This is a genomic window from Streptomyces sp. NPDC050509, from assembly GCF_044457965.1.
GTDB lineage: Bacteria > Actinomycetota > Actinomycetes > Streptomycetales > Streptomycetaceae > Streptomyces.
In genome coordinates, this window is record NZ_JBITHL010000005.1 from 158,984 (window position 1) to 179,978 (window position 20,995).

General features: G+C 72.7%; 12 protein-coding genes. 8 read left to right on the plus strand and 4 right to left on the minus strand.

Annotated features, from left to right (window positions below):
- The first annotated feature begins 3 nt into the window (after positions 1-3).
- From ACIBJC_RS16220 to moeZ, 3 genes are all read left to right on the plus strand, one after another.
- Positions 4-984, plus strand: a complete 981-nt coding sequence (locus ACIBJC_RS16220) for an NAD-dependent epimerase/dehydratase family protein (RefSeq protein WP_329829247.1) — start codon at positions 4-6, stop codon at positions 982-984.
- Positions 972-1,823, plus strand: a complete 852-nt coding sequence (locus ACIBJC_RS16225; RefSeq protein ID WP_399292562.1) for a spherulation-specific family 4 protein — start codon at positions 972-974, stop codon at positions 1,821-1,823. The genes ACIBJC_RS16220 and ACIBJC_RS16225 overlap by 13 nt, the downstream gene beginning before the upstream one ends.
- Before the next feature lie 72 nt (positions 1,824-1,895).
- On the plus strand, positions 1,896-3,074 hold the full coding sequence (gene moeZ, locus ACIBJC_RS16230; protein ID WP_399292563.1) for an adenylyltransferase/sulfurtransferase MoeZ: 1,179 nt from the start codon (positions 1,896-1,898) through the stop codon (positions 3,072-3,074).
- An 85-nt stretch (positions 3,075-3,159) separates the two neighbouring features.
- Here the strand turns inward: moeZ and ACIBJC_RS16235 are convergent, their stop codons facing one another.
- The 3 genes from ACIBJC_RS16235 to ACIBJC_RS16245 all read right to left on the minus strand — a co-directional run bounded on the left by ACIBJC_RS16235 (position 3,160) and on the right by ACIBJC_RS16245 (position 9,889).
- A complete protein-coding gene (locus ACIBJC_RS16235; RefSeq protein WP_399292564.1) occupies positions 3,160-4,779 on the minus strand; it encodes an alpha/beta hydrolase in 1,620 nt (539 codons plus the stop codon).
- Positions 4,780-5,172: 393 nt separating this feature from the next.
- Positions 5,173-6,663, minus strand: a complete 1,491-nt coding sequence (locus ACIBJC_RS16240) for a dienelactone hydrolase family protein (protein ID WP_399292565.1) — start codon at positions 6,661-6,663, stop codon at positions 5,173-5,175.
- A 442-nt stretch (positions 6,664-7,105) separates the two neighbouring features.
- Entirely contained in the window at positions 7,106-9,889 is a 2,784-nt protein-coding gene (locus ACIBJC_RS16245) for a lysylphosphatidylglycerol synthase domain-containing protein (protein ID WP_399292566.1), read from the minus strand.
- 173 nt (positions 9,890-10,062) lie between these two features.
- On the opposite strand from ACIBJC_RS16245, the gene ACIBJC_RS16250 reads away from it, so the two are divergent.
- The 5 genes from ACIBJC_RS16250 to nudC all read left to right on the plus strand — a co-directional run bounded on the left by ACIBJC_RS16250 (position 10,063) and on the right by nudC (position 20,575).
- The gene (locus ACIBJC_RS16250) at positions 10,063-10,488 is read left to right on the plus strand and encodes an MGMT family protein (protein ID WP_399292567.1); all 426 of its coding nucleotides are present in this window, start codon (positions 10,063-10,065) and stop codon (positions 10,486-10,488) included.
- 368 nt (positions 10,489-10,856) lie between these two features.
- Positions 10,857-14,243: an ATP-dependent helicase gene (locus tag ACIBJC_RS16255; RefSeq protein WP_399292568.1), complete on the plus strand. Its 3,387-nt coding sequence runs from the start codon at positions 10,857-10,859 to the stop codon at positions 14,241-14,243.
- A gap of 147 nt (positions 14,244-14,390) precedes the next feature.
- Entirely contained in the window at positions 14,391-18,113 is a 3,723-nt protein-coding gene (locus tag ACIBJC_RS16260) for a UvrD-helicase domain-containing protein (protein WP_399292569.1), read from the plus strand.
- Between the two features lie 10 nt (positions 18,114-18,123).
- Positions 18,124-19,518 (plus strand): dipeptidase, encoded by a 1,395-nt coding sequence (locus tag ACIBJC_RS16265; protein ID WP_399292570.1) that lies wholly within the window; start codon positions 18,124-18,126, stop codon positions 19,516-19,518.
- 112 nt (positions 19,519-19,630) lie between these two features.
- A complete protein-coding gene (gene nudC, locus ACIBJC_RS16270; protein ID WP_329829257.1) occupies positions 19,631-20,575 on the plus strand; it encodes an NAD(+) diphosphatase in 945 nt (314 codons plus the stop codon).
- A 78-nt stretch (positions 20,576-20,653) separates the two neighbouring features.
- On the opposite strand, the gene ACIBJC_RS16275 is transcribed toward nudC, so the two are convergent.
- Positions 20,654-20,896 carry a mycoredoxin gene (locus tag ACIBJC_RS16275; RefSeq protein WP_399292571.1) on the minus strand — a complete coding sequence of 81 codons (243 nt, stop codon included), beginning with the start codon at positions 20,894-20,896 and terminating at the stop codon, positions 20,654-20,656.
- Positions 20,897-20,995: the final 99 nt, after the last annotated feature.

Here is a 20,995-nt window from a genome sequence, read left to right on the forward strand (position 1 = left end):
GCGATGAGGGTCCTGCTGCTCGGTGCCAACGGTTTCCTCGGCCGCTTCGTGGCCGACCGGCTGCTCGCCGACCCCGCCGTCCACCTGACCGCGCTCGGCCGCGGCGACGACGCCGACGTACGGTTCGACCTCGCCGGGGGCAGCCCCGGCGCGCTCACCCGCTTCCTGGACGCCGTCCACCCCGGAGTCGTCATCAACTGCGCCGGAGCCACCCGCGGCGGCGCCCGCGAACTCACCCGGCACAACACCGTCGCCGTCGCCACCGTCTGCGAGGCCCTGCGCCGCAGCGGCTGCGGCGCCCGGCTCGTCCAGCTCGGCTGCGCCTCCGAGTACGGCCCCTCCCAGCAGGGCTCGTCGACCGCCGAGGACGCCGTGCCCCGCCCCGGCGGCCCGTACGGCGTCTCCAAGCTCGCCGCGTCCGAGCTGGTCCTCGGCTCCGGGCTCGACGCGATCGTGCTCCGGGTCTTCTCACCCGTCGGCCCCGGCACCCCGGCGGGCTCCCCGCTCGGCCGGCTCGCCGAGGCGATGCGCCGCGCCATGCAGTCGGGCGACGGCGAGCTGAAGCTCGGCGGACTCGGCGTCCAGCGCGACTTCGTGGACGTACGCGACGTCGCGCGCGCCGTGCACGCCGCCTCGCTCTCCGCCGCCCAGGGCATCGTCAACATCGGCACCGGCCGCGCCGTGAAGCTCAGGGACGCCGCCGCCGTACTCGCCAGGGTCGCCGGGTTCGCCGGCGCCCTGAACGAACTCGACCTGCCCCAGGGCCCGCCCGGACTGCGCCCCGGGCACGCCGTCATCGGCGCGCCCCGGGCCGAGACGGTGGCGGAACACCTGGGCGCGGGCCCGTTCCCGTACCCCGACGGCTGCGGCGCCTGGCAGCAGGCCGACGTACGGACCGCCCGCGACCGGCTCGGCTGGCGCCCCCGGATCAATCTGGAGGAGTCCCTCGCGGACATCTGGATGGAGGCGGCATGCCGCATCTGACCCCGGGCGGCGCGTTCTCTCAGCACCGGAACGCGCTTTCCCTCCCCGCCCTTCCCCGCCCCGCCGCCGGGGCGGGCGGGCTCGGCCTCGGCGTCCCCGGTTACGCGCACCCGCTGGTCGCGCCCGTCGAGTGGGCCGAGCTGACCCGCCCGGCCACCCCCCTGCACTGGGCCGTCCTCAAGGTCGCGGACGGCCCCGGCGACCGCCCCGACCCGCACTGCCTCGACGCCGCGGGACGGCTCACCAACGCACGGCTCCGGGTGCTCGGCCACCTGGACCTGGCGTACGGGGGCCGCCCCCACGAGGAGATCGTCACCGACGCGCGGCGCTTCCTCGACTGGTACCGCGTCGGCGGCTTCTACCTGGACCGCTGCCCGGCGGGGCGCGCTGAGCTGCCCCGGGTACGGCGGACGACCGCGACGCTGGAGGCGCTGCTGGACGGCGCCCCCGGCGGCGCCGCGGACGGCGGCTACCTCGTCCTCGGACACGGGATCCATCCGCACCCCGGATACGCGGTGGCCGCCGACCAGTTGGTGACCTTCTCCGGGCCGTGGAGCGACTACCGCTGGTCGCAGGCGGCGGCGTGGACGGCCGAGTACCCGCCGGAGCGGTTCGTCCATCTCGTCCACGGGGTGCCGCGCACCCATCTCGACGAGGCGCTGCGCATCGCGCGCTGGCAGGGCGCGGGAACGATCTTCTTCACGGACCGTACGGACCGTACGGAGCGAACGAACCGTACCGACCGTACGGAGCAAACGGGAGGGAATGACCCGTTCGAGACCCTGCCCGGCTTCTGGGACGAATTCGTCTCGCGAGTCGGACCGTGTGTCTCGGAATGAGAAGGGCCGTGGCAGTGTTACAGGGAGAACAACCGTACTGAATGACCGACCAACCCCCTAGTTGAGGTCCCTGTGTCGCTGCCACCCCTGGTCGAGCCCGCTGCCGAGCTCACCGTCGACGAGGTCCGCAGGTACTCCCGTCATCTCATCATCCCGGATGTGGGGATGGACGGGCAGAAGCGGCTGAAGAACGCGAAGGTGCTGTGTGTGGGCGCCGGAGGTCTTGGCTCCCCGGCCCTGATGTACCTGGCCGCGGCCGGTGTCGGCACCCTCGGCATCGTGGAGTTCGACGAGGTCGACGAGTCGAACCTCCAGCGTCAGATCATTCACAGCCAGGCCGACATCGGCCGTTCCAAGGCCGCGTCCGCGCGTGACTCCGTTCTCGGCATCAACCCCTATGTGAACGTGATCCTTCACGAAGAGCGGCTTGAGGCCGAGAACGTGATGGAGATCTTCTCCCAGTACGACCTGATCGTGGACGGCACCGACAACTTCGCCACCCGCTATCTGGTCAACGACGCCTGCGTGCTGCTGAACAAGCCGTACGTATGGGGTTCGATCTACCGCTTCGACGGCCAGGCCAGCGTCTTCTGGTCCGAGCACGGACCCTGCTACCGCTGCCTCTACCCGGAGCCGCCGCCCCCCGGCATGGTTCCCTCCTGCGCCGAGGGCGGCGTGCTGGGCGTGCTCTGCGCTTCCATCGGCTCCATCCAGGTCACCGAGGCGATCAAGGTACTGGCGGGCGTCGGCGACCCGCTGGTCGGCCGGCTGATGATCTACGACGCCCTGGAGATGCAGTACCGCCAGGTCAAGGTCCGCAAGGACCCCGACTGCGCGGTCTGCGGCGCGAACCCGACCGTCACCGAACTCATCGACTACGAGGCCTTCTGCGGCGTCGTCTCCGAGGAGGCCCAGGAGGCGGCGGCCGGCTCGACGATCACTCCCAAGCAGCTCAAGGAGTGGATCGACGAGAAGGAGAACATCGAGATCATCGATGTCCGGGAGCCGAACGAGTACGAGATCGTCTCCATCCCCGGCGCCAAGCTGATCCCGAAGAACGAGTTCCTGATGGGCACCGCCCTGGCGACCCTCCCGCAGGACAAGAAGATCGTCCTGCACTGCAAGACGGGCGTCCGCAGTGCGGAAGTTCTCGCGGTGCTCAAGTCCGCGGGCTTCTCGGACGCCGTCCACGTCGGGGGCGGGGTCATCGGCTGGGTCAACCAGATCGAGCCGGAGAAGCCGATCTACTAGATCCCGCAGATCATTCGGATCCCATGGATGAGGGGCCGGTCCGCGCACACCGCGTGGACCGGCCCCTCTCCGCTTCCTGCCCGCTCTACTTGCAGACCGTGCCCGCCGCCGGCACCTTCCCGTTCAGCAGATAGCCGTTCACGGCGCTCTGCACACACCGGTCGCCGCTGTCGTACGAGCCGTGCCCCTGCCCGTGGTACGTCAGCTCCACCCCGACGCCCTTGCCCAGCGCCGTCGCCATCGCCTTGGCGCCCGCGTACGGCGTCGCCGGGTCACCGGTGTTGCCGACGATCAGGATCGGGGCCGAGCCGGGCGCGCTCACGTCCGGCGTGGTCCACTGCCCCTTCACCGGCCACTTGGTGCAGCTCATCAGCCCCCAGCCCAGGTAGTCCCCGAAGACGGGCGACGCCTTGCGGAACGCCGGAAGCTTCGCCTTGGTCTGCGCCAGGGTGTAGCGCTCCTTGGAGTCCGCGCAGTTGACGGCCACGTTGGCCGCCTGGAGGTTGCTGTACCGGCCGTTCTGGTCGCGTCCGTTCAACGAGTCGGAGAGCGCGAGCAGCAGCGCGCCGTTGCCGCCGTCCGCCTCGTCCAGGCCCTGCTCCAGATACGGCCAGAAGTCCTTCGAGTAGAGCGCCTGCGCGATGCCGTTGGTGGCCTGGGTCTCCGTCAGCTTCCGGGGGCCGATGCCCGTGATGGGCGTCTTCCCGATCCGGTCGAGCAGCTCGGTGATGAACGACTGGATCTCCTTCGGCGTGGAGCCGGGCAGCCGGCAGGCGGAGCCGCGCGCCAGACAGTCCTTCTCGAAGTTGTCGAGGGCGAGCTGGAATCCCTTGGCCTGGCCGAGCGAACCCTGTTCCGAGTTCTGCGTCGGGTCGACGACGGCGTCGAAGACCGCCCGGCCGACGGACTTCGGGTACAGGTGGGCGTAGACGCCGCCCAGTTCGGTGCCGTACGAGATCCCGAAGTAGTACAGCTTCTTGTCCCCGAGGACCTGCCGCATCAGCTCCAGGTCGCGCGCGGCGCTGGTCGTGCCGACGTACGGGAGGATCGTGCCGGAGTTCTTCTCGCAGGCCGCCGCGAAGTCCGCGAGCCCCTTCGTGAAGGTCTTCTCCTCGGCCGCCGTGGTGGGTGTGGAGTCCTGGGCGAAGTACGCGTCGAGCTGCTTGGCGTTCTCGCACCGGACGCCGTCGCTGAGGCCGACCCCGCGCGGGTCGAAGCTCACCAGGTCGTAGCGGGCGCGCAGCTTCTCGTAGTCCTTGGCGAAGGACGGCAGCCCGGTGATGCCGGAGCCCCCGGGCCCGCCGAAGTTGAAGATGAGCGAGCCGATCCGGTGCTTGGTGTCGCGTGCCTTGGCGCGGATGAGGGCGAGGTCGATCGTGTCGCCGTCCGGCTTCGCGTAGTCGAGCGGCGCCTTCATGGTGGCGCACTGCCACCGGGTGCCGCCGGGCAGCGGCGAGGGCGCCGTACCGCCGCCCTCGGAGGCCGCGGGGGCCGGGCACGCCTTCCACGTCAGATGCTGGGTGGCCAGGCCGCCGCCCGGGCTGCTCGTGGCCCGGACGTTCCCGCCGGCCGGGGTCCCGAGGGCGGCGTCCGAGGCGTCCCCCCGTTCGGAGCCCGCGTCGTCGGAGCATCCGGAGGCGGCCAGCAGGGCGACGGCGGTGACGGCGGCCAGGGCCGCGGACCGCCGGGCGGAGGAGATTGGCATGGCCCCATCGTGCGCCGGGTCGGCGTGCGCCGCGCGGGGCCGCGGTCCATGCGGGTGGCGGCGGGCACACGACGAGTGGCGACGGGTACGTGACAGCGGGGCGCCGGGCACGGGACGGCGGGCTGTCCGGTGACAGGAAACTTGGACCGACTGCCATGGAAGTTGGATTACCGGTCGGTTCATGTCATCGATCTTGGACGGCAGATGTCCCTGGGCTATGCGCGCTCGCCAGGAGTCGTCGCGGCCTTCCTCGACCGCGATGGCCGCGATGCCCGCGATGGCCGCGATGCCCGCGATGGCCGCGATGACCCGGGCGGCGATCGCATCGGCCCAGACCAGCCCAGGGTGGCGTTGCCGTGCCGTCGGCTGCCGCGGCACAGCTGTCACAGCTGATCAGCGGCTGTTGTCCGGGTGGTAGACGCTGAGGTCGCCGTAGCCCGACAGAACGCCGGCCAGGCCACTGGGTTTGTCCCGCAGGGTGGTGTCCAGGAAGGCGAGAGTGGTTGCGGCGACCACGTGCGGGCTCGTGGTACGGCCCAGGGAGCCGACTATCGAGGGCACAGGCGGCAGGTACAGGGGGCTGTCCATGAAGGTGAGGTGTGCGGCACCGGGGATGGTGAGCCGGTAGCTCGTCGCGGTGCTGAGCTTGAGGGCCTCGGTGAGGCGGGGTATGTAGTGCGGGTCGGTTGCGGGGGTGATGGCCTGGGTGAGCGCGAGCGTCGGCTGGTGGAGAGAGGGGGAGGTGGGGCCGTGGGGGTAGCCGTCCAGATCGATGACGGCGTCGAACCGGTGGTCCTGCCGGGCTGCCTGCAGAGCGGCGGCACCACCCATGGAGTGGCCGGTGACCGCGACCCGACCGGTGTCCAGGCGTCCGGTCAGCGGGCCGGTGATCTCACCTCGGTCCAGATGGTCCAGCTGAGTGAGGACGAAGCCGAGGTCGGCGGCCCGAACAGCCGTCCAGTCAACCGCCAGCTTGTCGTCCTTGTCCCGGTCTCCGGTGGAGGCGGTCTTGGCGTGAATTGTCCGGCCGTCGGCGAGGACGACGGCGGCGGAGTCGTACGGGTGGTCAAGGGCGGCGACCACATAGCCGTGGCTGGCCAGTTCCTCCGCCCAGGCGGTGTTCTGGGCACGCACTCCGCCCGACCCGGGAGAGAACAGCACGACCGGGAACCGTCCGCCCCCACCGGCCACCGAGGCGTTGAAGACCGAATGAGTGCGGGCACGCGGGACGCCGTCGACCAGGAAGCCCGGCAAGCCGACCTGGCGGGCGAGGGCATCGGAAACGGTGCGCGCCTCGTGCTCCGTGCGTCCGAGGTACTGGGCCCGCTGCGCGCCTGCGGGGCTCTTCCGCGCGGGGTACCAGAGCTGGACCACGACCGTGCGCCGGTCGTTCGGATCGGCGGTGAAGCTCTCGGGGCGGCGTGGGTCGGTCCACTGCACCACGCGGGTGCCGACCGCGAAACGGCCCGACGGCTCGGGGAACACGGGTACAGGAAAGGCCCAGGCGGCCACGGGACCCGTGGCAATCAGGCCGACGCAGGCCACCGACCCCGGCAACGCCAGCCACCATCGGGCCCGCCACGCCGGCCGGCCGGTACGGCGTCGCAGCAGGGGAGAGAGGGCGAACGGCAACGTGACGGCAGCGCTTGCCAGTACCGGCAGCATCTGCCAGCGGATCCCCACCACACTCAGCACGATCGCGGACAGCACGAGAATCGCCCCCGCCGCGATCGTGACGCGTGGGCGGGCAGCGGGGGGAAGCCAGCGCGCCACCACCAGTGCGACGGCACCTGGCAAGGCAAGAAATTCCAGAGGGGACATGTACAGCCCCGCGATGATCTCGGTCACTCGGCCATTCTCGGGGCGGGGCACGCGATGCCACATCGATCCCAGGTCGCCATCGCATGCAACTGGAGTCGCAATCGAGCACGCCAGGTGAGCTGCCGCTTTGCGACCGCGGAGGTAGCGGGACTCCTCCTGAGGTCGTACCTCGGCGCGGTGCCCATCAGACGGTGGACTCATGTGCTTCGCGGGCCTGCGGGCTACCGTGGCCGCGGTACACGCCGGGGAGCGCGGGGTGTGCGCTCCTTGTACCCGACCCGACCCGACCCGACCTGACCCGGCTCCGGCTGTAAGCGGTGTCGGCGATTCGGTCACGCGGCTGAGGCTCGCTGCGTAATCCCTCAAGGAACGACTCGCCACGACGACCGCCTCATCAGTCCGACTTCAGTGGCAGACGATCCAACTTCGTTGTCGGAGGACACGGGCGGTGGGCACGTGACAACGGGCGGCGGGGGCGCCGTGGAGTCCGTCAAACCCCCGCCTCCTACAGGGCGCCCTTGCGCGTGAGGTGGCTGAAGCTCAGCCACCCCGGCAGCACCGGCAGCCAGAGCGTCAGCAGCCGGAACAGCAGCACCGCGGGCGCCGCCACCTCCTTGGGCAGGCCGACCGCCAGCAGACCCAGCGTCAGCGCGCCCTCGACCGCGCCGACCCCGCCCGGGGTGGGCGCCGCCGAGCCCAGCGCGTTGCCCGCCAGGAAGACCACCGCGATGCTCGCGTAGCTGAGCTGCTGGTTGCCGTTGTCGAACGCCCGGATCGAGGCGTCCAGGCACATCACGAACACGCCCGTCAGCAGCAGCATGCCGCCGATGCCGGTGAGCAGCTTCATCGGCCGCTGGAGCACGTCCAGCATGCGCGGCACCACCCCGGCGAACAGCGAGCGCAGCCGCGTCACCACGAACTTCCGCAGGAACGGGATCGCGGTCACCACCAGGACCAGAACGGCGACCGTCAGCAGCCCCGCGATCACCGTCCTGGAGGGGGTGAGCGAGGCCGTCTTCTCCGTACCGGTGAGGTAGCCGAAGGAGAGCAGCAGCAGGATGTGCGCCCCGAGCCCGAAGAGCTGGGACGCGCCGACGCTCGCCACGGCCAGCCCCGGCCGTACCCCCGCGCGCTGGAGGAAGCGGGTGTTCAGCGCCACCCCGCCGACCGCCGCCGGAGCCACGATCTTCACGAAGGACCCGGCGACCTGCGCGGCGACCGTACGCCTGAATGGCACCCGCTCCGGTACGAAGCCGAGCAGGCTCATCGCCGCCGCCACATAGCTGAGCGCCGAGAACGCCAGCGCCGCGAGCACCCACCCCCAGTGCGCCTCGCTCACCACGGTGGAGAAGTCCACCTGGGTGAGCTGCGTGAGCAGGAAGTACCCGGCGACGGCCCCCGCGATGAAGCTGAGGAGCGTCCGCGGCTTGATCCGTTCGAGCCGGACCGGTTCGACCGGCGCCTGCGGTCTGATCAGCAGCACCTGCTGCCGCATCTGGGAGAGCAGATCCTCCTCGCGGGCCTCGTCCAGCGCCTCGTCTATGGCCCGCTTCTCCGCCTGCTTCTCGGCGCGCAGAGACTTCCGTACGGCCTTGCGGTCGGCGCCGCCGTCGATGGCGGCCGTCTCCGCCGCCTTGGCGCGCTTGTTCGTCTCGGAGGCCGCGAGCACCGCCTCGCGCTCGCGCTGCGACCGCTCACGGGCGAGCCTGCGCAGCGTCGCGCGGGAGGAGCGGCTCAGCGCGATCGGCTGGAGCAGCGGCAGACAGTCGGCGATCGCGTCAGGACCGAGCACCTCCACCGCCGCGGCGACGGAGCGCTCCGCGCCCACGCGCAGCCCCATGGTGGTGAGCATCTGGGCGGTGTCCATCCGCAGCACCAGATCGCCCGCCGCGATCTCGCCGCCGCGCAGCTCCGTCAGGATGACCTGGCCGGAACGGTCCACCAGCAGGGCGTCCCCGGTGAGCCTGCGGTGCGCGATACGCCGCGACTGGAGCGCCTTGACCTGCCGCCACGCCTCCCTTACCAGCTCGTCGGTGATCTCCTCGTCCGGCAGCGAGTCCAGCGACCGGCCGCCCAGGTGCTCGTACACGAGCATGACGGCGTCCGGCCCCAGCTCGGAGGTGGCGATCAGCTTGGGCGCGTTGGCCCCGGCGGCGATGGCCGCGTACGCGAGCAGCGCCTCCTGTTCGAGGGCCTGACGCAGGGAGGGGATGGATCTGCGGGTGGTGATGGAGCGCAGTGTGAGCCGGCGCCAGGCCCGGTAGAAGAAGCCCTGCGCCTGCTGCTCGCGGTCGACGACGGTGACGTCGAGGGGCGGGCCGTCCTCCAGGCTGACCAGATAGCGCCGGCCCCGGTCGCCCTGTTCGGCGGCGTCGGCGGCGTCCTCGGCGCGCATCGCGTTCACGGGACGGAAGCCGACATGGCGCAGACCCGCCATCAGGTTCTGCCCGGTCGGCCGTACGTTGGGCGAACCGACCGCGTAGAGGGTGCCGTACGCGACGGTCCAGCCGATCAGTACGGTCAGAATGATCGAAAACGGTGTGGTGTACCCGGCGACCAGCATCGCGAAGGCGTCGAGCAGCAGCACCACCCACAGGACCACCCGCCAGCGGGGTCTGCGGGCCATCCCCACGGCCGTCATGTAGGCGATGACGGGGGCGAGGTAGCCGTGAACGGGGTCGGTGAGCCCCGCGCCGAGCTGGGGCCGCGTCAGGGCGTCCGTGATCGACTCGGGCGCGGCTCTGGCGACCCAGAGGTCGGTGGCGAGGGTGACGCCGTGCGCCAGTACGGCGGCGAGGACACCGTCCGCGATACGCAGCCCGTCCCGTTTGATCAGCCGCTCGATCGCGAACGCGACAGGGACGAGCAGCACGGCGATGCTGGAGACCAGCCCGGCCAGCTTGACGATCAGATCGGGGGCCTGGCCCGTGCCCTTGCTGATGTCCTGTTCCAGGCCGGAGGTGGTGCCGTGGGCGAAGGCGGAGAGACCGAGGACGAGGGCGATGGCCAGCACGCCGATGAGCAGCCGCAGCAGGTCGGAGGGGCGGTGGACGCGGGCGGCGAGCAGCGGCTCGTCGCCGGAGACCCGGTCGGCCCGGGTGGCGCCGCTGTCACCGTCACCCTTGCCCTCGCCGTCACCGTCGCTGCGGCCGGCGCCGCTCACGGGGTGCTCCTCGGCTCCGCTGTCCGGGCCGGTGTCCGGGCTGCTGTCCGGGCCGGTGGACGGGGACCCGTCGGCGTCCGGGCGCGGCTCAGCGCCGGAGGTGTGCGCCGTCGCCGGAGGCTGCACGGCCCCCTCCTCTGCCGAATCCGTCTCTTCTTGATCTCGTATCACCAGTCACCGCCCGGATGATGGTGGCACGAGCATCCGACAGAGGGGGGCATCAGGGTGCAATGCGGGGGCATCCGACGCGTGGGACCAGGGCGCCGTCGATGTCGGTGGCGTGCGGCAGGATGGGCCGAATGAGGAGCAAGGAGCCCGAGGGAGCCCAGCCGCCGAACCTGCCCGAGCCGTCTGACCTGCCAGGACCGTCCGAGCTGCCGGACTACGCGGAGCGGGTGCTGGACGTCGCCGAGCTGATCCCGCCCGGCCGGGTCATGACGTACGGGGATGTCGCCGAATGGCTCGGCGACGGCGGACCGCGTCAGGTGGGCCGGGCCATGGCGCTCTACGGCTCCGCGGTGCCCTGGTGGCGGGTGGTCCGGTCCGACGGAGTGCTGCTGCCGGGGCACGAACTGCGCGCCCTGGACCACTACCGCGAGGAGGGCACCCCGCTGCGTGAGGCCGCGCGGAGCGCCGAGGGCCATGTGCCGCGCCTGGACATGAGGCGGGCGCGATGGGACGGCGAGGCCCCGGGGCCGGGCACGGACGATGTGACTCACAGATGACAGCTTCCGCCATCGGGCCGTACGGCGGGCGATCCGGCGTACCGACCTCCCGCCGTACGGATGACGCGCCGGAGTACGCGAGGGCGTACGGGAGTGCGTACACGAGGGCGTACGGGAGGGCGCCGCACCGAGGGGCGGCAGCGGCGGAAGCGGTGCCTGCGACGGACACCCCGCCGAGGGTCCCCGCGACGGTCCCTGCGACGGACGCCACGCCGGACCGTACGCGTCCGGGCCGCCGGACGGCGTAGCGTCGGCGGGACGCGTTCCGTGCGCTCCACGCGTTCCGTGCGCTCCACGCGTCCCCCGCGTTCCGCGCGCGCGGGCCAGCCCCGTCACCATCAGCACCCCCTCCAGGACCGGCGAACCACGTGAGCTCCTCCTCTTCCACCGGACGTACCCCGCACCGCCGGGAACGTCAGCGCCCCACCGGCGCGTACCGGCTGCTGCGTACGCCGCCCGTGCCGGTGGACCCCCCTGTCCTGGACGCAGCGCAGCGCGCCGTGGTTGACCACCGGACGGGGCCGCTGCTGGTGCTGGCGGGCCCCGGCACCGGCAAGACGACGACGCTGGTGGAGTCGGTGGCCGAGCGCGTCGCCCGGGGCGCCGACCCCGAGCGGATGCTGGTGCTCACCTTCAGCCGCAAGGCCGCGGTGGAGCTGCGCGACCGCACGGCGGTCCGGCTCGGCGGCGCACGGGGCCCGCAGGCGACCACCTTCCACTCGTTCTGCTACGCCCTGATCCGCGCGCACCAGGAGGCCGAACTCTTCACGGAGCCGCTACGGCTGCTCTCCGGGCCCGAGCAGGACGTCGCCGTACGGGACCTCCTCGCCGGCGAGATCGAGCTGGCCCGCGACGGCCGGGGGCGGGTCCGCTGGCCCGACGAGCTGCGCGCGTGCCTGACCACGCGCGGCTTCGCCGACGAGGTGCGCGCGGTGCTCGCCCGCAGCCGTGAACTAGGCCTCGGCCCGCGTTCCCTGGCGGTCTTCGCCCGCCGTACGGGCCGCCCCGACTGGTCGGCCGCCGCGTCCTTCCTCGCCGAGTACCTGGACGTCCTGGACATGCAGGGGGTGCTCGACTACGCGGAACTGGTGCACCGCGCGGTCCTGCTCGCCCGGCGCCCGGAGGTCGCGGAGAAGCTGCGGGAGCGGTACGACGCGGTCTTCGTCGACGAGTACCAGGACACCGACCCGGCGCAGGTACGGCTGCTGCACGCCCTGGCGGGCGGAGGGCGCACGCTGGTCGCCTTCGGCGATCCCGACCAGTCGATCTACGCCTTTCGCGGTGCCGATGTGAACGGCATCCTCGACTTCCCGTACGCCTTTCCCCGTACGGACGGCACCCCGGCGCCGGTCGAGGTCCTGACGACGTCCCGCCGCTCGGGCGCGGGCCTCCTGGCGGCCACCCGCCTCCTGACGCGCCGTATGCCGCTGAACCGGTTGCCGGCCGAGAAGGTACGGGCCCACCGGGAACTGGCGGCGGTACGGGAGGGCGGCCGGGTCGAGACGTACACCTTCCCGACCCCGTCGACCGAGCTGGAGAACATCGCCGACATCCTGCGCCGCGCGCATCTGGAGGACGGCGTGCCCTGGCACGACATGGCGGTCCTGGTCCGCGCGGGAGGCCGTACGATCCCGTCGATCCGCCGCGCCCTGACCTCGGCGGGCGTCCCCTTGGAGGTCGACGGCGACGACGTCCCCCTGCGCCACGAACCGGCGGTCGCGCCGCTGCTGACGGCGCTGCGGGCGGTGGCGACGGCGTCGATCACGCCACCGGGGGAGCCGGCGGGGGAGCCAGCGGCGGAGGCCGACCCCGAGGTCGCCCCGGAGGCGGCGGGCGCGGAGGCCCCCGACCCCGAGGCCGACCCCGAGACCGCCCTCACCACCTGGCTCGACGTGGAGACCGCGCTCACCCTCCTCACCTCGCCCCTCGGCGGCATGGACGCCGCCGATCTGCGCCGCCTCGGCCGGGCCCTGCGCGACGAGGAGCGGACCGGCGGGAACCGGATCCCGGCCGCCTCCGACGTGCTGCTCGCCCGCGCGCTCGCCGAACCCGAGCGGCTGGTGGCCCACGACCCCGCGTACGCCCGGGGCGCGCAGCGGCTCGGCGCGCTGCTCCGCAAGGCGCGCGAGCTGCTGGCCGGTGGCGGGACCGCCGAGGAGGCGCTCTGGGAGCTGTGGGACGGCACGCCCTGGCCCGGGCGGCTCGAACGCTCCGCCCTGCGCGGCGGCGCCGGCGGGCGCAACGCCGACCGGGACCTCGACGCCGTCTGCGCCCTGTTCGACGCCGCCGCCCGCGCCGAGGAGCGCACCGGCGGCCGGGGCACGCTCAACTTCCTGGAGGAACTGGACGCCCAGGACATCGCCGCCGACACGCTCAGCCGCCGTGCCGTACGCCCCGACGCCGTACGCCTGATGACCGCGCACCGCTCCAAGGGGCTCGAATGGGGCCTTGTGGTCGTCGCGGGCGTACAGGAGGGCCTGTGGCCCGATCTGCGGCGCCGTGGCTCGCTCCTGGAGGCCGACAGGATCGGCCGTGACGGGCTCGCGGAACCGCTGACTCCGGGCGCCCTGTTGACGGAGGAGCGACGCCTCTTCTACGTGGCGGCCACCCGCGCCCGCGACCGCCTCGTCGTCACCGCCGTCAAGGCGCCCGCCGACGACGGCGACCAGCCCTCCCGCTTCCTCCCCGAACTCGGCGTCGAACCCAGGGACGTCACCGGTCGGCCGCGCCGCCCGCTCGCCGTCGCCCCGCTCGTCGCCGAACTGCGCGCCACCACCGTCGACCCGGCGGCCTCCCCGGGGCTGCGCGACGCCGCGGCCCGCCGCCTCGCCCGGCTCGCCGCCCTCAGCGACGAGGAGGGCCAGGCGCTCGTCCCCGCAGCCCACCCGCACCGCTGGTGGGGCCTGTACAAGCCGACCCGCAGCGCCGTCCCGCTGCGCGACCGGGAGCAGCCCGTCGCGCTCTCCGGGAGCGCCCTGGACCAGTTGGCGAACACCTGCGCCCTCCAGTGGTTCCTGGGCCGCGAGGTGAAGGCGGACGCGCCCGCCACCGCCGCCCAGGGGTTCGGCAACGTCGTCCATGTGCTGGCCGACGAGGTGGCCTCCGGCCGTACCCCCGCCGATCTCGCCGTCCTCATGGAACGCCTGGACTCGGTATGGGACGCCCTCGCCTTCGACGCGCCCTGGAAGTCGCACCAGGAGAAGGAGCACGCGCGCGCGGCGCTCGAACGCTTTCTACGCTGGCATGTCACGGACCGCGGTGGACGCACCCCCGCCGCCACCGAGCACGGCTTCGACGTGACCCTGGAGGCGGGCGCCTACGAGGTACGGATCCGGGGCTCCATGGACCGCGTCGAACAGGACGCGCAGGGCCGGGCCTATGTCGTCGACTTCAAGACCGGCAAACACTCTCCTTCCAAGGACGAGGTCGCCCACCACCCCCAGCTCGCCGTCTACCAGCTCGCCGTCCGCGAGGGCGCGCTGGACGAGGTCTTCGACGGTCACCGCCCCGAACCGGGCGGCGCCGAACTCGTCCAGCTCCGCCAGCCCGCGCCCAAGAAGGAAGGCGGCGACGCGCTCCCCAGGATCCAGGCGCAGGAGCCGCTCACGGGGGAGTGGGTCGGCGAACTGCTCACCACGGCGGCGGGCCGCGTACTCGACGAACGCTTCACGCCGACCACGGGCCAGCACTGCGGCCACTGCGCGTTCCGCGCCTCGTGCAGCGCGCAGCCGGAGGGCCGTCAGGTCGTGGAATGAGCCGCCGCCGGGCCGTGGGGGTGCGTGTCACGGACGCCGGACAACTGGACAGCCGGACAGCCGGACAGCCGGACAACTGGACAGCTGGCCACCGGTCGCCGCGACCGCCCCCGCCCGCTGTCAGTGGTGCCGGATAGCCTTCCTGAGGTGTCCGTACATCTCACCGATCCCGCGCAGCTCAAGGAGCTGCTCGGCATCCCCTTCACCCCGGAGCAGACGGCCTGCATCACCGCGCCGCCCGCCCCGCAGGTCATCGTGGCCGGGGCCGGGTCGGGGAAGACGACGGTGATGGCCGCCCGGGTGGTGTGGCTCGTGGGCAGCGGACAGGTCGCGCCCGAGCAGGTCCTCGGGCTCACGTTCACCAACAAGGCCGCGGGCGAACTGGCGGAGCGCGTCCGCAAGGCGCTCGTCAGGGCCGGCGTCACCGACCCGGACGTCATCGACCCGGACAACCCCCCGGGCGAGCCGCGCATCTCCACGTACCACGCCTTCGCCGGCCGGCTGCTCACCGACCACGGGCTGCGCATCGGGCTGGAGCCCACCGCCCGGCTCCTCGCCGACGCCACCCGCTTCCAGCTCGCCGCCCGCGTCCTGCGGGAGGCGCCGGGACCGTACCCCGCCCTGACCAAGACGCTCCCCGCCCTGGTCAGCGATCTGCTCGCCCTCGACGCCGAACTGGCGGAGCATCTCGTCCCGCCGGGCCGGCTCGGCTCGTACGACACGGAACTGCTGCGCGCCCTCGACGGCGTGAGGCTCTCCAACGCCGATCTGCGCAAGGTCCCCGAGGCCGCCGTCGCCCGCCGCGAGCTGCTCGACCTCGTCGGGCGCTACCGCGCCGCCAAGAGCGCCCGCGATCTCCTCGACTTCGGCGACCAGATCGCCCTCTCCGCCGAACTCGCCACCACCCGCCCCGAGGTCGGCGCCCTGCTCAGGGACGAGTTCCGGGTCGTCCTCCTCGACGAGTACCAGGACACGTCCGTCGCCCAGCGGCTCCTGCTCTCCGGACTCTTCGGCGGCGGCACCGGACACGCCGTGACCGCCGTCGGCGACCCCTGCCAGGCGATCTACGGCTGGCGCGGCGCCTCCGTGGCCAACCTCGACGACTTCCCGGCCCACTTCCCCTACGCCGACGGCACGCCCGCCGCCCGCTTCTCCCTCAGCGAGAACCGCCGCAGCGGCGGCCGGCTCCTCGACCTCGCCAACGGCCTCGCGAAACCCCTGCGCGCCATGCACGAAGGCGTCGAGGCGCTGCGCCCCGCACCCGGCGCCGAACGCGACGGCTCCGTACGCTGCGCCCTGCTCCCGACCCACGCCGAGGAGATCGACTGGCTCGCCGACTCCATCGCCCACCTCGTCCGTACGGGCAAGGAACCCGGCGAGATCGCCGTGCTGTGCCGTACGGCGGGGGACTTCCCCGAGATCCAGGGCGCACTGGTGGCCCGTGACGTCCCCGTCGAGGTCGTCGGCCTCTCGGGGCTCCTGCACCTGCCCGAGGTGGCCGACCTCGTCGCCATGTGCGAGGTCCTCCAGGACCCCGGCGCCAACGCCTCGCTCGTACGCCTCCTCACCGGCCCCCGCTGGCGCATCGGCCCGCGCGACCTGGCGCTGCTCGGCCGCCGGGCCCGGCTCCTCGTCCACCGCGGCCCGGCGGGGGACGCGGACGACACCGACGCGCGGCTGGCCGCGGCCGTCGAGGGCACGGACCCCGCCGAGGTGATCTCCCTCGCGGACGCCCTCGACACCTTCCTGGAGCAGGCCGGAGCCCCGGCGGACCACCTGCCCTTCTCCGCCGCCGCCCGCGTCCGCTTCGCCCGCCTCGCCACCGAACTGCGCGACCTGCGCCGCTCCCTGGCCGACCCGCTGATGGACGTGCTGCACCGCGTCCTGGCCACCACCGGCCTCGAAGTCGAACTCTCCGCGTCCCCGCACGCCCTGGCCGCCCGCCGCCGGGAGACCCTGAGCAACTTCCTCGACACGGCGGCCTCCTTCGCCGCGCTCGACGGGGAGGCCGGACTGCTGGCCTTCCTGGCGTTCCTCCGTACGGCCGCGCAGTACGAGAAGGGCCTGGACAACGCGCTCCCCGGCGGCGAGAACACGGTCAAGGTGCTCACCGCCCACAAGTCCAAGGGGCTGGAGTGGGATGTCGTCGCCGTCCCCGGGCTGGTCACCGGGCAGTTCCCGAACACCAAGGCGCGTGAAGCCTGGACGGCTCAGCCGAAGGTCCTTCCGCACGCGCTGCGCGGGGACGCGCCGACGCTCCCGGTGATCGCCTCCTGGGACGCGAAGGGGATCAAGGCCTTCAAGGAGGACCTGAAGGCGCATCAGCACACCGAAGAGCTGCGCCTCGGCTATGTCACCTTCACCCGCCCGCGCTCCCTGCTGCTCGGCTCGGGCCACTGGTGGGGACCCACCCAGAAGCGGACGAGGGGCCCGTCGGACTTCCTGCACGCCTTGTACGCGCACTGCGAGGCGGGGTACGGCGAGATCGAGGCATGGGCGGACGAGCCGGAGGAGACCGAGGAGAACCCGTCCCTCGCGGCCGAGACCACCCCGCACCCCTGGCCGCTTCCTCTGGACCCGCAGTCCCTGACCCGCCGCCGGGAGGCCGCGGACACGGTACTGGCGTATCTGGAGGAGCTGCGGAACACGGAGCACGGCTCCGGGAGCGGGGCGAGGACCGAGGAGGCCGGGCCCCCGGCGGAGCCGGTACGGGGGGACGTCTCCGGGGCGCCGGACCTCTGGGACGACCCGCACGACATGCACGCTCCGGACGACCCCGACGCCCCGGAGATCTGGGACGACTCTTTCGACCCCGGCGATCCCGGTGGCCCCGGCGACCCGGATCGGCCCGACCTGTCCGACCTGTCCGACCTGGCGGACCTGTCCGACTGGGACACCTGGGACACCTCGGACTCCCCAGGCCCCCAGGAGCACCCTGCGGCCTCGCCCCCGCCCGCGCCCGTCACCGCACCCGCGCCGTCCGTCCCGGCCCCCCGGCACCCGGTTCAGGGAAGGGGCGGGGCGGGGGAGGGCCCGACCCCCGAGGAGGCCCGTACCCTCGCCTCCTGGGACCGTGACCTCGACGCCCTCGCGGGCGAACTCGCCCGCGCCCGCGCCACCGTCCGCGACGTCCCCGTACCGCCGTCGCTCTCCGCCTCCCAGCTTCTGCGCCTCGCCGCCGACCCCGACGCCTTCGCCCAGGAGCTGGCCCGGCCCATGCCCCGGCCCCCGCAGCCCGCCGCGCGCCGGGGCACCCGGTTCCACGCCTGGGTGGAGTCGCGGTTCGAGGAGCTGCCGCTCCCGATGCTCGGCCCGGACGAGCTGCCCGGCGGTCACGAGGACGAGCCGGAGATCGCGGACGAACGCGACCTCGCCGCCCTCAAGGAGGCCTTCGAGCGCACCCCGTACGCCCGGCGCACGCCCTACCGCGTGGAAGAGCCGTTCCAGCTCACCCTCGCGGGCCGGGTGATCCGCGGCCGTATCGACGCCGTCTACCGCCGCCCCGTGACCGACACCGGCACCAACACCGAGACAGATGTGGGTACGGACCCGTCAGCCCCGTACACGTACGAGATCGTCGACTGGAAGACCGGCCGCACCCGTACCGCCGACCCCCTCCAGCTCGCCGTCTACCGCCTCGCGTGGGCCGAGCAGCACGGCCTTCCGCCCGAGGCCGTGACGGCCACGTTCCTCTACGTACGGACCGGTGAGGTCGTCCGCCCCGCCCCGCTCCCCGGCCGCCCCGAGCTGGAACGGCTCCTCACCGCGGGCGCCCTTTACGACACGGAAGGCGGTTACGGCGATCCCGACACACCCACGGACGAGCGATCTTCGCAACGGGCAGACGAGACAGCCCGCCGGGCCCGTTAGGCTCGACGTCATGAGCGACATGCCGGACAGCGTCGTCCGTACGTACATCCAGACCCACCGCACGGCCTTCCTCGACGACCTCGCCGACTGGCTGCGCATCCCCTCCGTGTCCGCCCACCCCGACCACGACGCTGACGTGCGACGCAGTGCCGACTGGCTCGCCGCCAAACTCAAGGAGACCGGCTTCCCGGTCACCGAGATCTGGGACACACCCGGCGCCCCCGCCGTCTTCGCCGAGTGGCCCTCCGAGGACCCGGAGGCCCCGACCGTGCTGGTCTACGGCCACCACGACGTCCAGCCCGCGGCCCGCGAGGACGGCTGGCTCACCGACCCCTTCGACCCGGTCGTACGGGACGGCAGGATGTACGGGCGCGGTGCCGCCGACGACAAGGGCCAGGTGTTCTTCCACACACTCGGCGTGCGCGCCCACCTCGCCGCCACCGGCCGCGCCACCCCGGCCGTCCATCTGAAGCTGCTGATCGAGGGCGAGGAGGAGTCGGGCTCCCCGCACTTCCGCGCCCTCACCGAGCGGCATGCCGAGCGCCTCGCCGCCGATGTGGTGATCGTCTCGGACACCGGCATGTGGTCCGAGGACACCCCGACCGTCTGCACCGGCATGCGCGGCCTCGCCGACTGCGAGATAGAGCTGTACGGCCCCGACCAGGACATCCACTCCGGCTCCTTCGGCGGCGCCGTCCCCAACCCGGCCACCGTCGCCGCCCGCCTCGTCGCGGCGCTGCACGACGAGGACGAACGCGTCACGGTCCCCGGCTTCTACGACGGCGTCGCCGCGCTCACCGACGCCGAGCGCGCCCTCATCGCCGAGCTGCCCTTCGACGAGACGGAGTGGCTGCGCACGGCCGCGTCCCACGGCACCCTCGGCGAGGCCGGCTACTCCACCCTGGAGCGCGTCTGGGCCCGCCCCACCGCGGAGGTCAACGGCATCGGCGGCGGCTACCAGGGCCCCGGCGGCAAGACGATCATCCCGTCCTCCGCCCACCTCAAGCTCTCGTTCCGGCTGGTCGCCGGGCAGGACCCGGACCAGGTGGAGCGTGCCGTCAGAACCTGGGCGGAGGCCAGGATCCCGGCCGGGATCCGGCACAAGATCAGCTTCGGCGCGGACACCCGCCCCTGTCTGACCCCGCTGGACCATCCCGCGCTCCAGTCGGTCGTCCGGGCCATGACCCGCGCCTTCGGGCAGAAGGTCCGCTTCACGCGCGAGGGCGGCTCGGGACCGGCCGCCGATCTCCAGGACGTGCTGGGCGCACCCGTACTGTTCCTGGGTATCTCCGTTCCGTCGGACGGCTGGCACGCGCCCAACGAGAAGGTCGAGATCGACCTGCTCCTCAAGGGCGTGGAGACCACCGCCTACCTGTGGGGCGACCTCGCCGCCACCCGGAGCTGACCCCACGCCCCCCATGACCCCATGAGCCCCGCACCCGCCACGCCGTCCACCAGCCCACCGACCACTCCGCTGACCAGACACCCACATCACCCCGGGGGAGTAGAAAGAACCTGTGAGCACCATCAGCAGTGACGCCACCGCACACCAGCCCATCGGCCTGACCGCGCACAGCGGCATCGACCGCGCGGCGCACCACCGTCTCGACGAGGCGTGGCTTGCGGCGGCCTGGAGCCACCCGACGACCAGGGTCTTCGTGGTGTCCGGCGGCCAGGTGCTGATCGACGACACCCCCGACGGGCGGACCGAACTGGTCATGACCCCGGCGTTCGAGGCACCCCTCACCGAGACCCACCGCTACTTCCTCGGCACGGACGAGGCCGGAGTGCGCTACTTCGCGCTCCAGAAGGACTCGCTCCCCGGGCGGATGGACCAGTCGGCGCGGCCCGCGGGGCTGCGCGAGGCCGGCGTACTGCTCTCGGCGCGCGACGCGGGGCTGATGGTGCACGCCGTGGCGCTGGAGAACTGGCAGCGGCTGCACCGCTTCTGCTCCCGCTGCGGCGAACGTACGGTGATCGCCGCGGCCGGCCACATCCGGCGCTGCCAGGCGTGCGGCGCCGAGCACTACCCGCGTACCGACCCCGCGGTGATCATGCTGGTCACGGACGAGGAGGACCGCGCGCTCCTGGGCCGCCAGGTGCACTGGCCCGAGGGCCGGTTCTCCACGCTCGCCGGCTTCGTCGAGCCCGGCGAGTCGATCGAGCAGTCGGTGGCCCGCGAGGTCTTCGAGGAGGCGGGTGTCACGGTCGGCGAGGTCGAGTACATCGCCAGCCAGCCGTGGCCCTTCCCGTCGAGCCTGATGCTGGGCTTCATGGCCCGCGCCACCTCGTCGGAGATCACGGTGGACGGCGAGGAGATCGAGGAGGCGCGCTGGTTCTCCCGCGAGGACCTGCGCACCGCGATCGAGACGGGCGAGATCCTGCCCCCGCTGGGCATCTCGATCGCCGCGCGGCTGGTGGAGCTCTGGTACGGCAAGCCGCTCCCGAAGCCGCTGAACTGACGGACGACGAAACCCCCGCCGGACCGGGTCCGACGGGGGTGACGGGGGTTTCGAGGCACCTCCCCACAGGAGGGGCCGTCAGGCGCCGACCTTCTGCTTGACCTGCGCCAGCGAGGGGTTCGTCAGCGTCGAACCGTCGGGGAAGAGAACCGTGGGCACCGTCTGGTTGCCACCGTTCGCCTTCTCGACGAACGCCGCCGACTCCGGGTCGTGCTCGATGTTGATCTCCGTGTACGTGATGCCCTCGCGGTCCATCTGGCCCTTGAGCCGACGGCAGTATCCGCACCACGTGGTGCTGTACATCGTCACAGTGCCCGGCATGGTCTCTCGCACTCCTCTGTCTCGCTGGATGCGTCGCCCGTCGTACCGGTACGTCGCCCGCAAACTCCTGAACGTAACGGACCCGGCGACCATTCCCGC

Bases quoted from the DNA above. Each gene is read 5' to 3' on its own strand.
- ACIBJC_RS16265 (WP_399292570.1), top strand. From the start codon at position 18,124: ATGAGCGACATGCCGGACAGCGTCGTCCGTACGTACATCCAGACCCAC.
- ACIBJC_RS16275 (WP_399292571.1), bottom strand. From the start codon at position 20,896: ATGCCGGGCACTGTGACGATGTACAGCACCACGTGGTGCGGATACTGC.
- ACIBJC_RS16250 (WP_399292567.1), top strand. From the start codon at position 10,063: ATGAGGAGCAAGGAGCCCGAGGGAGCCCAGCCGCCGAACCTGCCCGAG.
- ACIBJC_RS16235 (WP_399292564.1), bottom strand. From the start codon at position 4,779: ATGCCAATCTCCTCCGCCCGGCGGTCCGCGGCCCTGGCCGCCGTCACC.
- ACIBJC_RS16225 (WP_399292562.1), top strand. From the start codon at position 972: ATGCCGCATCTGACCCCGGGCGGCGCGTTCTCTCAGCACCGGAACGCG.
- ACIBJC_RS16240 (WP_399292565.1), bottom strand. From the start codon at position 6,663: ATGTGGCATCGCGTGCCCCGCCCCGAGAATGGCCGAGTGACCGAGATC.
- ACIBJC_RS16220 (WP_329829247.1), top strand. From the start codon at position 4: ATGAGGGTCCTGCTGCTCGGTGCCAACGGTTTCCTCGGCCGCTTCGTG.